This window comes from Pseudomonas lalkuanensis (assembly GCF_008807375.1).
GTDB classification, from domain to species: domain Bacteria; phylum Pseudomonadota; class Gammaproteobacteria; order Pseudomonadales; family Pseudomonadaceae; genus Metapseudomonas; species Metapseudomonas lalkuanensis.
Genome location: NZ_CP043311.1, coordinates 1,414,031 through 1,427,324 on the forward strand (window position 1 = coordinate 1,414,031; position 13,294 = coordinate 1,427,324).

The 13,294-nt window shown below is 64.7% G+C and carries 13 protein-coding genes; 4 read left to right on the plus strand and 9 right to left on the minus strand.

Annotated elements, in window-relative coordinates:
- Window positions 1–130: 130 nt before the first annotated feature.
- The 4 genes from FXN65_RS06745 (at window position 131) to FXN65_RS06760 (ending at window position 3,763) form a co-directional block, all read left to right on the plus strand.
- Window positions 131–1,252: a muconate cycloisomerase family protein gene (locus FXN65_RS06745; protein WP_151132314.1), complete on the plus strand. Its 1,122-nt coding sequence runs from the start codon at window positions 131–133 to the stop codon at window positions 1,250–1,252.
- A gap of 15 nt (window positions 1,253–1,267) precedes the next feature.
- On the plus strand, window positions 1,268–1,558 hold the full coding sequence (catC, locus tag FXN65_RS06750) for a muconolactone Delta-isomerase (protein ID WP_028628792.1): 291 nt from the start codon (window positions 1,268–1,270) through the stop codon (window positions 1,556–1,558).
- 39 nt (window positions 1,559–1,597) lie between these two features.
- On the plus strand, window positions 1,598–2,524 hold the full coding sequence (gene catA, locus FXN65_RS06755) for a catechol 1,2-dioxygenase (RefSeq protein WP_151132315.1): 927 nt from the start codon (window positions 1,598–1,600) through the stop codon (window positions 2,522–2,524).
- A 375-nt stretch (window positions 2,525–2,899) separates the two neighbouring features.
- Entirely contained in the window at window positions 2,900–3,763 is an 864-nt protein-coding gene (locus FXN65_RS06760; RefSeq protein ID WP_151132316.1) for an alpha/beta hydrolase, read from the plus strand.
- A gap of 201 nt (window positions 3,764–3,964) precedes the next feature.
- Here the strand turns inward: FXN65_RS06760 and FXN65_RS06765 are convergent, their stop codons facing one another.
- From FXN65_RS06765 to antA, 9 genes are all read right to left on the minus strand, one after another.
- A complete protein-coding gene (locus FXN65_RS06765) occupies window positions 3,965–5,218 on the minus strand; it encodes an OprD family porin (RefSeq protein WP_151132317.1) in 1,254 nt (417 codons plus the stop codon).
- A 133-nt stretch (window positions 5,219–5,351) separates the two neighbouring features.
- On the minus strand, window positions 5,352–6,041 hold the full coding sequence (locus FXN65_RS06770; RefSeq protein ID WP_151132318.1) for an ABC transporter ATP-binding protein: 690 nt from the start codon (window positions 6,039–6,041) through the stop codon (window positions 5,352–5,354).
- Window positions 6,034–6,783: an ABC transporter ATP-binding protein gene (locus FXN65_RS06775; RefSeq protein ID WP_151132319.1), complete on the minus strand. Its 750-nt coding sequence runs from the start codon at window positions 6,781–6,783 to the stop codon at window positions 6,034–6,036. The genes FXN65_RS06770 and FXN65_RS06775 overlap by 8 nt, the downstream gene beginning before the upstream one ends.
- Complete coding sequence (locus tag FXN65_RS06780) at window positions 6,780–7,799, minus strand: branched-chain amino acid ABC transporter permease (protein ID WP_151132320.1); 1,020 nt, start codon at window positions 7,797–7,799, stop codon at window positions 6,780–6,782. Before FXN65_RS06780 ends, FXN65_RS06775 begins: the two co-directional genes overlap by 4 nt.
- A gap of 10 nt (window positions 7,800–7,809) precedes the next feature.
- Window positions 7,810–8,721, minus strand: coding sequence for a branched-chain amino acid ABC transporter permease (locus tag FXN65_RS06785; RefSeq protein WP_151132321.1), 912 nt, complete (start codon window positions 8,719–8,721; stop codon window positions 7,810–7,812).
- Between the two features lie 61 nt (window positions 8,722–8,782).
- Complete coding sequence (locus FXN65_RS06790; protein ID WP_151132322.1) at window positions 8,783–9,946, minus strand: ABC transporter substrate-binding protein; 1,164 nt, start codon at window positions 9,944–9,946, stop codon at window positions 8,783–8,785.
- A gap of 193 nt (window positions 9,947–10,139) precedes the next feature.
- Window positions 10,140–11,165, minus strand: coding sequence for an anthranilate 1,2-dioxygenase electron transfer component AntC (gene antC, locus FXN65_RS06795; protein ID WP_151132323.1), 1,026 nt, complete (start codon window positions 11,163–11,165; stop codon window positions 10,140–10,142).
- Between the two features lie 19 nt (window positions 11,166–11,184).
- A complete protein-coding gene (gene antB / locus FXN65_RS06800; protein ID WP_151132324.1) occupies window positions 11,185–11,676 on the minus strand; it encodes an anthranilate 1,2-dioxygenase small subunit in 492 nt (163 codons plus the stop codon).
- The gene (antA, locus tag FXN65_RS06805) at window positions 11,673–13,067 is read right to left on the minus strand and encodes an anthranilate 1,2-dioxygenase large subunit (protein WP_151132325.1); all 1,395 of its coding nucleotides are present in this window, start codon (window positions 13,065–13,067) and stop codon (window positions 11,673–11,675) included. Before antA ends, antB begins: the two co-directional genes overlap by 4 nt.
- Window positions 13,068–13,294 lie beyond the last annotated feature (227 nt).

Consider the following 13,294-nt stretch of genomic DNA (forward strand, 5'->3'; position numbering starts at 1 on the left):
TCCGGGGCGGTGGCTTTGCAAGTTTGGCGATACTTTAAAGGTATCAAGCTAGACAAACTCTATATTGGACCCCTTCGCTTGTCGCGGCCACTATCCGGTACCAGATGAAACGAACCTGATGGGTATTGAAGTGAGTCAAGTCCTGATCGAAAGCGTCGAGGCGATCATCGTCGACCTGCCGACCATCCGCCCGCACAAGCTGGCCATGCACACCATGCAGAACCAGACCCTGGTGGTGATTCGCCTGCGCTGCTCCGACGGCATCGAAGGCCTCGGCGAGTCCACCACCATCGGTGGCCTGGCCTACGGCAACGAGAGCCCCGAGAGCATCAAGCAGAACATCGACAGCCACCTCGCTCCGCTGCTGGTCGGCCAGGACGCCTGCAACATCAACGCTGCCATGTTGCGCCTGGACAAGGCCGCCAAGGGCAACACCTTCGCCAAGTCCGGCCTGGAAAGCGCACTGCTGGATGCCCAGGGCAAGCGTCTCGGCCTGCCGGTGAGCGAGCTGCTCGGCGGCCGCGTGCGTGACGGCCTGGAAGTGGCCTGGACCCTGGCCAGCGGCGACACCGCCAAGGACATCGCCGAAGCCGAGCACATGCTGGAAATCCGCCGCCACCGCATCTTCAAGCTGAAGATCGGCGCGGGCGAAGTGAACCGCGACCTCAAGCACGTGATCGCCATCAAGCAAGCGCTGGGCGACAACGCCAGCGTGCGTGTCGATGTGAACCAGGCCTGGGACGAGTCCGTCGCCCTGCGCGCCTGTCGCATCCTCGGCGACAACGGCATCGACCTGATCGAGCAGCCCATCTCGCGCATCAACCGCTCCGGACAGGTGCGCCTGAACCAGCGCAGCCCGGCGCCGATCATGGCCGACGAATCCATCGAAAGCGTCGAAGACGCCTTCAGCCTGGCCGCCGACGGCGCCGCCAGCATCTTCGCCCTGAAAATCGCCAAGAACGGCGGTCCGCGCGCCGTGCTGCGCACCGCGCAGATCGCCGAGGCGGCCGGTATCGCCCTGTACGGCGGTACGATGCTGGAAGGCTCCATCGGCACCCTGGCGTCGGCGCATGCCTTCGTCACCTTGAAGCAACTGACCTGGCACACCGAGCTGTTCGGGCCGCTGCTGCTGACCGAGGAAATCGTCAGCGAAGCGCCGGTCTACCGCGACTTCCAGCTGCACGTGCCGCGTACCCCGGGCCTTGGCCTGGCCCTGGACGAAGAGCGCCTGGCGTTCTTCCGCCGCAAGTAAACAGGAGACCTTTCCATGCTGTTCCACGTGAAGATGACCGTGAAACTCCCGGTCGACATGGACCCGGCCAAGGCTGCCAAGCTCAAGGCCGACGAGAAGGAACTGGCCCAGCGCCTGCAGCGCGAGGGCAAGTGGCGCCACCTGTGGCGCATCGCCGGCCACTACGCCAACTACAGCGTCTTCGACCTCGCCAGCGTCGAGGAGCTGCATGACACCCTGATGCAGCTGCCGCTGTTCCCCTACATGGAGATCGAGGTGGACGGTCTCTGCCGCCACCCGTCGTCGATTCACGAAGACGATCGCTGATCGTTTCGCGCCCGATAACAACAAGATGAGGAAATAGCCATGACTATCAAACTGTCCAGCTCCGAAAGCGTCCAGAAGTTCTTCCAGGAAGTCAGCGGTTTCAACAACGACCAGGGCAGCCAGCGCATGAAGAAGCTGGTCAATCGCATCCTGCTCGACACCATCAAGATCATCGAAGACCTGGAAGTCACCACCGAAGAATTCTGGAAAGCGGTGGACTACCTCAATCGCATGGGTGCCCGTGGCGAAGCCGGCCTGCTGGTTGCCGGCCTTGGCCTGGAGCACTACCTCGACCTGCTGCTGGATGCCCAGGACGAGCAGGCCGGCCTGACCGGCGGCACTCCGCGCACCATCGAAGGCCCGCTGTACGTGGCCGGCGCGCCGATGTCCGAAGGCGAGACCCGCATGGACGACGGCACCGATGCGGGCACCGTGATGTTCCTCCAGGGCCAGGTGAAGGACGCCGAAGGGAAACCGATCGCTGGCGCCATCGTCGACCTGTGGCATGCCAACACCAAGGGCACCTACTCCTACTTCGACACCACCCAGTCCGACTACAACCTGCGTCGCCGCATCGTCACCGACAGTGAAGGCCGTTACCGCGCCCGCAGCATCGTGCCGTCCGGCTACGGCTGCCCGCCGGATGGCACCACCCAGGAAGTGCTGAACCACCTGGGCCGTCATGGCAATCGTCCGGCGCACATCCACTTCTTCATCTCCGCGCCGGGCTACCGTCACCTGACCACCCAGATCAACCTGTCGGGCGACGAATACCTGTGGGACGACTTCGCCTACGCCACCCGTGATGGCCTGGTGGGCGAGATCCGCTTCACCGAAGACGCAGCCGCTGCCGCCGCCCGTGGCGCCGTGGACCGCTTCGCCGAAATCGACTTCGACTTCCAACTGCAAAAGGCCCCGAGCCCGGAGCAGGAATCCATCCGCGACCGCGTTCGCGCAGAAGCCTGAGTTGTGATTGTGGCGGGGGAGGCTGGTTCTCCCGCCATTTGAGCCGGCCGTTTGGCCGGCTTTTTTATGGGCGGCTGTTTAGCCTGGATCGGCCGTCTGGGCGTCGTTGAACTCCGCTTCCCTCACCCCAACCCTCTCCCAGAGGGAGAGGGGGCTGTCCGTGCAGGATGGCTGGTGAGTGCCCGGCGCGAGTCACCCCTCTACCTCTGGGAGAGGGGCCGGGGGTGAGGGTGGTTGACCCCCGCGCTCGGCCTTTCATGAATGAATTCCCCCCATAACGGCCCCCCAAACTCCCCGGATAACCATCCCCGACTATCCGGATTTCCCGGTTCCCCCGATTGCCGCCTAATCGACGGACAACCATCGGAGGTGCCCATGACCCGCCCCAGTGATCCGGCCGAACTGGCCGCATACTACGACGTGCAATACAACGCCCGTGCCAGCGTCGAAGACTTCGACCAGTACCCGCGCCAGTACCGCGTGCTGAGCGACGACGCCCATGCCGCGCTGCGCTGCTTCAAGGATGTGCCTTACGGTCCGGGCGCTGCTGAGCGGCTGGATATTTTTCCCGCCAGCAAGGCGGATGCACCGGTGCTGCTATTCATCCACGGTGGGTACTGGCGCGCGCTGTCCAAGGCCGATTCGGCCTTCATGGCGCCGGCGCTGAAGGCTGCCGGGGCGTGCGTGGCGGTGCTGGATTACGACCTGGCCCCGGCCGTGACCCTCGACCACATCGTCGACCAGACCCGCCGTGCGCTGGCCTGGCTGCATCGCCATATCGCCGAGTTCGGCGGCGACCCGCAGCGGCTCTATGCCAGTGGCAGCTCCGCCGGCGGGCATCTCACGGGAATGCTCCTGGTCGATGGCTGGCAGGGGAGTTATGGCGTACCGGACGACGTGCTGCGCGGCGCGCTGCCCATCAGCGGCCTTTTCGACCTGCATCCGCTGCTGGATACCCACATCAACGGCTGGATGGGGATGGACGAGCAGGCGGCGCGGCGCAACAGTCCGGCCTTCCAGCTGCCGACGCGGGGGGCGGAACTGGTGATCAGCCATGGGGCCCTGGAGACCGCCGAGTTCGCTCGCCAGTCACGCGAGTTCCTCGAAGCCTGGACCGCTCACGGGCTGCCCGGGTGCTTCGTCGAAGCGCCCGGCAAGAACCATTTCGATGTGGTGCTGGAGTTGGGCCAGCCGGGGACGCCGTTGTATCGGGCGGTGTGCGAATTGATGGGGTTGTAGCCTGCGCCCTGTTCTTCTTTTGTGGGAGCGAATTCATTCGCGAAAGCAGGCCGAAGGACTGCCTCGGGAAGCTCGGCACGTTCTGGCTGCCCTCTCCCCAACCCTCTCCCGGAGGGAGAGGGGGCTGTCCGTGCGGGCCTTCAGGCCTGTGCCCCCACAGGTAAAGCAGGCCCTGCCTATACCAGGCAACGGCGCTCGGTCTTAGAACAGTGCCAATGTGTAGTTGAGGATCAGGCGGTTCTCGTCGATGTCGGTGCGGTAGTTGGAGCGCGCGGTGACGTTGCGGATACGCACACCCAGACCCTTGAGGGCGCCGCTCTGGATCACGTAGCCGATATCCAGGTCGCGCTCCCAGTCCTCGCCTTCGAAGCCCTTGCCCGTGTCGACGTTATCGCCCTTGATGTAGCGCAGGGTGGTGGTCAGGCCGGGGATGCCGAAGGCGGCGAAGTCGTAGTCGTGGCGCACCTGCCAGGAGCGCTCGTCGGCGGAGGCGAACTCGTAGGTGGGGACCTCGTTGCCCAGCGGCGTGATGTTGGCGAACACCTTGGGGAAGCCCTGGTCGCCGAACATGCCCTGGTAGCCGACGAAGAAGGTGTGGCCGCCGCGCTTGGCCGAGAACAGCGAGTAGAAGGCCTGGTTGTCGATCTCGCCTATCAGCTTCCTGCCGTCTTCGCTGGAGTCGTAGAAGCCGGCGTTGACGCCCAGTACCCAGTCGCCCACAGGTTCGGCGTGCTTGAGGCTGATCAGGCGCTGGTCGTAGATGTCTTCCAGTTGCGCATACCAGGCGCCCACCGTGGTGCGTTTGCTGTTGAAGGCGTAATCCGCGCCCGCGTAGTTGAACGCGTCGCTGGAGGCCTGGCGCTGTGGTTGGTAGCCGATCTGGGCCTGGATCTTGTCGTCGCCCGCTTCGTTACGCAGGCTGGTGCCGGTCAGGTGGCCGCCCTGCAGGGTGAGGCCGGCGATCTCGCTGGAGGTGACGCTGGCGCCCTGGTAACTGGGCGGCAGCAGACGGATGTCGCTGAACATCAGCACCGGCAGGTTGGGCTGCAACTCACCCACTTTCAGCTCGGTTTTCGACACGCGCATCTTCCCGGCCACGCCCAGGCGGCTGTAGTCGTCCGCGGCCTCGCCGTCCTCCTGCACCGGCAGCAGGCCGGTGTTCACCCTATCGGGACTGCTGTCGAGCTTGATGCCGAGGGTGCCGATGGCATCGATACCGAAGCCCACGGTTCCCGGTGTGTAGCCGGACTTGAAGTTGAGGATGAAGCCCTGGGCCCATTCCTCGGCCTTGGACTGTTTGTTCGGTCCGACGATGTCGGAGAAATCGCGGCTGAAGTAGTAGTTGCGCAGTTGCAGGGTGGCGGTGGAGTCCTCGATGAAACCGGATTCCGCGGCCAGCGCGCCGAGGGGGAGGGTGCTCAAAAGGAGGGGTAACGCACGGGACTTGTTGATCATCGCAAGGCTCTTCTTCTTCTGGTTTTTGGGCGCAACCGTCCGCCGCCGGCTTTTTGCGAAGCCGGCGGGAGGCGGGTTGCGTCAGGGTTACCGGTCCGTCGTGACTACGGACCGGGCGGATCGGGGCGGTGCTCTAGACGCCCAGGTATCGGTGCGAAAGCTCGGGGGCAGCCGCCAGCGCCGCTGGCGTGCCCTGCCAGACCTGGCGGCCCTTCTCGATGATGTGATGGCGGTCGACGACCCGCGCCATCTCCTTGAGGTTCTTGTCGATGACCAGGATGGTCTCGCCCTCGGCCTTGAGGGTGGCCAGGCAGTTCCAGATGGTCTCGCGGATAACCGGGGCCAGGCCTTCGGTGGCTTCGTCGAGGATCAGCAACTGCGGGTTGGTCATCAGCGCACGGCCCACCACCAGCATCTGCTGCTCACCGCCGGAGAGGGTCTTCGACAATTGCTCCTGGCGTTCCTCCAGGCGCGGGAACAGTGCGTAGATGCGCTTGAGGTCCCACTTTCCACCCTTGCTGGCGGTGGCCAGCAGGTTCTCCTTGACGCTCAGGGTGCCGAAGGCGCGGCGGCCTTCCGGCACCAGGCCGAGGCCGGCCTGGGCGATGCGGTAGGGCGTGGCGCCACGCATCTCCATGCCGTGGATGCGGATGTTGCCGGCGCTGGGCTTGAGCAGGCCCATGATGGATTTCACCGTGGTGGTCTTGCCCATGCCATTGCGACCGATCAGCGACACCACTTCGCCCTGTTCGATCTTCAGGTGCATGTCGAACAGCACCTGGCTCAGGCCGTAACCGGCCTGCAATCCACTGACTTCAAGCATGTTCTTCCCCCAGGTAGGCGGCGCGGACCTGCGCGTTGCTGCGGACTTCTTCGATGGAGCCGGTGAGGATGGTCTGGCCGTAGACCAGAACGGTGATGCGGTCGGCCAGGGCGAACACAGCGTCCATGTCGTGTTCCACCAGCAGGATCGAGTAGCGCCCCTTGAGCGACATGAGCAGCTCGGTCATGCGCGCGGACTCTTCCGCGCCCATCCCGGCCATGGGTTCGTCCAGCAGCAGCACCGAAGCCTCCTGGGCCAGCGCCAGGGACAGTTCCAGCTGGCGGCGTTCGCCGTGGGACAGCTCGCTCACGCGGACTTCGGCGCGCGGACCGAGGCCGACCTGCTCCAGGTAGCCGCGCGCCGGGTCAAGCAGGCGGTGGTCGCGGGACAGCGGACGCCACATGCCGAAGCTCTTGCCTTCGCGGGCGGCGATGGCCACGGCGACGTTCTCCAGCAGGCTGAAATCCGGGTACAGCTGGCTGACCTGGAAGGACCGCGCCAGCCCCAGGCGCGGACGCTCGTGGGCGGGCACAGCGGTGATGTCCTGGCCGGCGAAGAGGATCTGCCCTTTGTCCGGCCGGATTTCCCCGGCGATCTGCGAGATCAGCGTGGACTTGCCGGCGCCGTTGGGGCCGATGATGGCGTGCAGCTCGCCGGCAGCCAGTTCCAGGTCGGCGCCGTTGGTGGCCTTCACCGCGCCGAAGGCCTTTTCCAGGCCACGGATGGACAGTTGCGCGTTCATGGGTGCACCTCGCGGGTGGTGGCGACGGGGGCGGGCCCGGTCGGGGAGCTGCGCGGCCGCTGCCCGGCCATCAGCAGGCCGTGGATGCCCTGGCGGCCGAACAGCACCACCAGCAGGAGCAGCGGGCCGAAGATCAGCAGCCAGTGTTCGGTCCACAGGCTCAGCAACTGCTCCAGGCCGAGGTAGACGGCTGCGCCCAGTACGGGGCCCATCAGGGTGCCGACGCCACCGAGGATGACCATTGCCATCAGCTCGCCGGATTTCTGCCAGGACGCCATGTCGGGGCTGACGAACAGCGCGTAGTTGGCCCAGAGCAGGCCGGCCAGGCCGGCACCGAGGCCGGCGATGACGAAGGTGGTGAGGCGGTAGCGCAGGGGTTTCAGCCCCAGGCTGACGGTGCGCCTTTCGCTTTGTTTGAGGCCGCGCAGGACGAAGCCGAAGCGTGACCCCACCAGGCGCCGGCAGAACAGCAGCCAGGCCACCAGCAGGCCGACGCAGAGGTAATAGAACTGGTTGGCGTCGTTCAGGTCGAGGCCCGGCAGTCTATTGCGCTCGTTTATCAGGATGCCGTCGTCGCCGCCGTAGAGGGACAGAGAGCTGAGGATGAAATAGAGCATCTGGCTGAAGGCCAGGGTGATCATGATGAACTGCACACCGGTAGTGCGCAGCGACAGGTAGCCCATCACCAGGCCGAGCAGGGCGCAGCAGAGCAGGGCCAGCGGCCAGACCACCAGCGCGCTGTTGCTGCCCTCCCAGCCCCACAGCGGCATGCCCTGGGACGTGTGGAAGGCGATGATGCCGACCAGGTAACCGCCCAGGCCGAAAAAGGCGGCATGGCCGAAGCTGACCATGGCGCCGTAGCCGATCAGCAGGTCCAGGCTGGCGGCGGCCATGCCGTAGATGGCCAGGCGGGTGAACAGGCTGACCAGGAAGGGTTCGTCGAGCAGCGCCGCCAGCAGCGGCATCAGCGCAAAGGTGGCCAGGCAGGCCAGGTCGATAATCCGTCGACGGGACATGGAATTCTCCTCAGGCACGGGCCGGCAACAGGCCGCGCGGACGCACCAGCAGCACCAGGGCCATGACGATATAGGCACTGGCGGAAACCAGGCCTCCACTCAGTGCGCCGCTGACGTCGGCGGGCAGCAGTTGGTCCAGCAGCGGCGGGATGTAGGCGCGGCCGAGGCTGTCGACCATGCCGATCAGCAAGGCACCTGCCAGGGCGCCACGTACCGAACCTACGCCGCCGACAACGATCACCACGAAGGTGGTGATCAGCACCTTCTCACCCATGCCGATCTCCACCGAGAGCAGCGGCGCGGCCATGAAACCGGCCAGGCCACAGAGCATGCAGCCGAAGACGAACACCAGGGTGTAGAGGCGGCTGATGTTGACCCCAAGGGCACCGACCATTTCATGGTCGTCGGCACCGGCGCGGATCAGCATGCCCAGGCGGGTGTGGTTGATCAGCAGCCACATGCCCAGGGCCACCAGCAGGCCGGCGCCGATGAACAGCATGCGGCTGACCGGGTACATCAGGCCGGGCAGCACTTCGACGAAGACGTTGTACCAGTCCGGGGTGGGCATGGCCGGCGGGCTGCGCCCGAACAGCAGGGTGATGAGTTCGTTGGTGAAGAACACCACGGCCAGCGTCGCCAGCACCTGGTCCAGATGGTCGCGGTTATAGAGGCGGCGGATGATTCCGGTCTCGATCACCAGGCCATAGAGCGCGGCACCGGCCAGGGCGGCCAGGCCACCGAGCCAGAAGGAGCCACTGGCGATGGCGGTGTAGGCGGCGCAGAACGCACCGACCATGTAGAAGGCGCCTTGGGCCAGGTTGATGACGCCCATGATGCCGAAGATCAGCGTCAGGCCGGAGGCGAGCAGGAACAGCAGGGCGCTGTACTGCAGGCCGTTGAGAAGTTGTTCGAGCAACAGCATGGCGAAGTCCTGCGGTGATGGCCCGCCGGGGTGGCCGGCGGGCTGGCGGTTCAGGTCGGGATCAGAGCGCGCACTGGGCCGCGTAGCTGTCCACCTGGGCCTTGGCGATGGTCTTCACCGGCACTTCAGTGAGCTTGCCGTCGGCGCCGGCCTGGACCTTGAGCAGGTGCCAGTCGATCACTGCATGCTGGTTGCTGCCGAAGCGGAAATCGCCACGTACCGAGTCGAAACGGGCATCACGCAGGGCCCTGCGGAAGGCTTCAGCGTTCTTGATGTCGCCGTTGGTGGCCTTGAGGGCGGACCCGATCAGGCGCGCGGTGTCGTAGCCCTGGGCGGCGTACATGGTGGGCGCGCGGTTGTACTTCTCGGTGAACGCCTTGACGAAGGCCTGGTTGGCCGGGTTGTCGGACTGCGGGTTCCAGCCGCTGACCACGTTGACGCCCTCGGCCACGTTGCCGGTGGCGGCGAGCATGCGCTCGTCCATGGAGAACACCGGTACCACCATCGGGATGCTCTTGGCCAGTCCCGAACTGCCGTACTGCTTGGCGAAGTTGATGCCGCCGCCGCCCGGATGGAACTGGAACACCGCGTCCGGGTTCAGCGAACGGATGCGCGCCAGTTCCACGGAGAAGTCCAGTTGGTTGAGCTTGGTGTAGATCTCGGTGACCTCGCCCTTGAAGGTGCGCTTGAAACCGGCCAGGGCATCGCGGCCGGCCTGGTAGTTGGGCGCGAGGATGACCATCTTCTTGTAGCCCAGGTCGTTGGCGGCGACGCCGGCCATCTCGTGGGGTACGTCGTTCTGGTAGGAGGCGGCGAAGTAGTTCGGCTTGCACTGGGCGCCGGCCAGGTTGGAGGGCGCGGCGTTGGTGCTGATGTAGAAACGGTCGCCCTGGGTGGCGCCGCTGACCACGGCGGCGAGGACGTTGGAGAACATCACCCCGGTGTAGAGCGAAATGCCGTCGAGGCTCATGCGGTCGATGATCTGCTTGCCCTTGGCGGGCTGCAGGCCGTCGTCCTCCACCACCAGTTCCACCGGCACGCCACCGAGCTTGCCGCCTTCCTGGTCCATGGCCAGGCGGAAGGCGTCGCGGGCGTCTTCGCCCAGGTAGCCAGCGGGTGTGGAGAGGGTGGTGATGAAGCCGATGCGCACAGGGTCCTGTGCCAGGGCGGGGAGGGAAGAGGCCAGCGCGGCCCCGAGCATCGCAAGGTTCAGGGTTTTTTTCATGGTTACCGCCTTGGTTGCGCAGTGCCGTCGTGACCCGGCCTGCCTAGTTGTTGTTTGGGCAGTTGGTGGAGCGTGTGGAGCGTGTTTGTTGTTTTGTGTACCGCCGTAGGAGCGAGCTTGCTCGCGAACGCATCGCGCATTCGCCAACCCGTAGGATGGGTTTCGCTTCGCTCTACGCCATCCGACGAAGCGTTCAGGTATTGCTCTCGGTGAACTTCTCGAAATACAGGTGGCCGTTGTCGATGCCGTTTTCCGTGAGCCAGGTTTTCACCGACTCCACCATCGGCGGCGGGCCGCAGAGGTACATATCGAAGGAGGACTCGCGCAGGGTCGCCGCGTCGAAATGCTCCGGCACATAGCCGCGCTTGCCGTTCCAGTCCTGGCCTTCGTCGCTGATGACCGGGGTGAAGCTGAAGTCCGGGATGCGCTCGGCGTAGCCCTGGATGCGCTGCCGCTCGCAGAGGTCCGCCACCTGGCGCACGCCGTAGAACAGGTGCACCGGCTGGCCGCAGTCGCCGCGTTCGGCGATTTCGTCGAGCATGCCGAGGAAGGCAGAGAGGCCGGTGCCGCCGGCTACCAGCAGCAGCGGCTTCTCGATCTGGCGCATGTAGAAGGCACCCAGCGGGGCTTCGAAGCGGATCTCGTCACCCACCTTGCAGCGCTCGCGGATGTAGTTGCTCATCACTCCGTCCGGCAGCAGGCGGATGAGGAATTGCAGTTTGTTTTCCGCATTCGGCCGGTTGGCGAAGGAGTAGGAACGCCGAGCGTCCGTGCCCGGCACCTGCAAGCGGGCGTACTGCCCCGGCAGGAAGTCCAGCTGCTGGCCGTCGACACCGGCATCCAGATGGAGGATCGCGGTGGTGGGCGAGACCTGCTCGACGTGGGTGACCACGCCGCGCTCCACCACCGTCTTCGACGCGCCGCAGAGGGTGGAGTCGAAGTCGAAGTAGAAGGACGCGTCGGACTGCACGCGGGTCTGGCAGGTAAGCATCTTGCGCTGGGCGAGGTCCTGTTCCGACAGCGCTTCTTCGTCCACGTAGTCCATTGCGTAGCGCCCGGACTCGCAGCGGCCCATGCAGGTGCCGCAGACGCCTTCGCGGCAGTCCAGCGGGATGTTGATGCCGTTGCGCAGGGCGGCATCGAGAAGGATCTCGTTGCCCTGCACGGGGAAGAACAGGGTTTTGCCGTCGGCAAAACTGAAGGCGACCTTGTGGTTCATGGCGCGTACATCCGGGCAATCAGAGGTGGTAGAAATCGAGCACCGAGTTGATGGTGTCGTTGAGCAGCAGCATGTGCTTGCGGGTGATCTTCCAGCTCTCGCCCACGGGCTTGAGGTGGTAGGTCGCATGGCCGAAGAACTGCTCGCTCTGGCCCAGGCGGAAGTACAGGGTGTGCCAGTTGGCCTTCACCTCCAGTTGCCCGTCCTCACGCTCCTTGATGCGCACATTGCTGATCTGGTGCAGGGTGCGCGGCATCGGGATGGTCGAGGCGGCCTTGCCGGTACGGATGCGGAACACGCGATCTTCAAGTCCCGAACGGTTGCTGTAGTAGATCAGCGACATACCGCGCTTCGGGTCCCGGGTGTACTCGTGTTCGGAGTCCCACTGGGGCAGGTGGTATTCGCACTGCTCGTCGAACAGGTCCAGGTAGGCGTCCCAGTCCTGGGCGTCGCACAGGGCGGATTTTGCGTAGAGGAATTGCTCGATCTGGTATTGCAGCTGCGGGTTCATGCCTGCACCTCCTGCAGTTTCAGGGCTTTCTGGTCCAGGCCCTGGAGCAGGAAGCGCTGCCAGTTGGCGTGCTGGTTCACGTACAGGCCTTCATGGGTGAATTCGGTGCCGGTCATCACCGGTGCGATGCCCAGGGTCTGGCTGTTCGAGGTGACACCGGTGACCCACTTGCCGTAGCCGCGGGAGATGTCGCTCCAGCGTTCCAGGCGGCCCTGGAAGCCGCGCTGTTGTTCGCGGAACTCCACCAGGTCGTCGGGGGTACCCATGCCGGAGACGTTGAAGAAGTCCTCGAACTGGCGGATGCGGCTTTCGCGGTCGGCGTCGGATTCGCCTTTCACGCCGATGCACTGGCTGATGATCTCGGTCTTGTTCCAGGCCAACGGACGCACGATGCGCAGCTGCGAGCTGATCTGGTCCATGAAGAACAGGCTGGGGTAGATGTTCAGGTTGCGCAGGCGGTGCATCATCCACTCCGCCTTGCCCTGGCCGAACTCTGCCACCAGGCGCGGCATCACGGTGGCGTAGCCGGGGCGCACAGTGGGGTTGGGCATGTCGCTGAACAGCACGCTGTGGCCGTTGTTGAAGGAGAACCAGCCGTCGTCGGTCTCGGCGTCGCCGGCCCCCAGCTTGCTGTAGTCCAGGGTGCTGCCGGCGTTGCCGTTGCTGGCGTTGACCTGCTGGCGGTGCTGCACGGTGGCCACGTAGTTGTAGTGCACGGTGCTGACGTGATAGCCGTCCAGGCCGTTCTCGTTCTGCAGCTTCCAGTTGCCGTCGAAGGTGTAGATGGATTTGCCGGGCAGCACTTCCAGCTCACCGGTGGGCGACTGGGCGACCATCATGTCGAAGAACACCTTGGCATCGCCGAGGAAGTCTTCGAGGCTGTCGGTGCCGGTGACATCGAGGCTGATGAAGACGAAGCCCTTGTAGCTCTCGATGCGCGCCTTCTTCAGGCCTCGGGTGGCCTTGTCGAAACCTTCCGGGTACTCGCCCGGTGCCTTGACCTTCACCAGGCGGCCGTCGCTCTTGTAGCACCAGGCGTGGAAGGGACAGGTGAAGGTGGACTGATTGCCCTTGCCAACGCGGGTGAGAGTCGCGCCGCGATGCTGGCAGGCGTTGATCAGCGCGTTCAGCTGGCCATTGCCGTCGCGGGTGATGATCATCGGCTGGCGGCCGGCGCGCATGGTCATGAAGTCGTGGGCGTTGGGGATCTCGCTCTCGTGGCAGGCGTAGATCCAGTTCTTCTCGAAGATCAGTTCCATCTCCAGGTCGAACAGTTCCGGCTCGGTGAACATATCCCGGGCGATGCGGTACACGCCTTCTTCCGGACGGAAGTCCAGGCAGCCGCTGACGTACTCTCTCCACTGCGCAATGTTCTTATTCGAAGTATTCATGGGTGGCACCTTCCACATCGGGCGAAACAGTGGAGGTCATTAGAAGGAGCCGCGGCCTGGCTGGTCTATCCGCTTGGTTGGCGAAGAAGCGCCGAAAATTTTGATGGCGTAACGAGCGGTTGAAATGCCCGGATGACGGGGCTTTCAATGCTTTTCGGGTGGCCTGAAGAAACGGATAATCTTCGCCGAAAAAGCGGATGGCCAACCGGTGCCGGAGAGGACTGAAA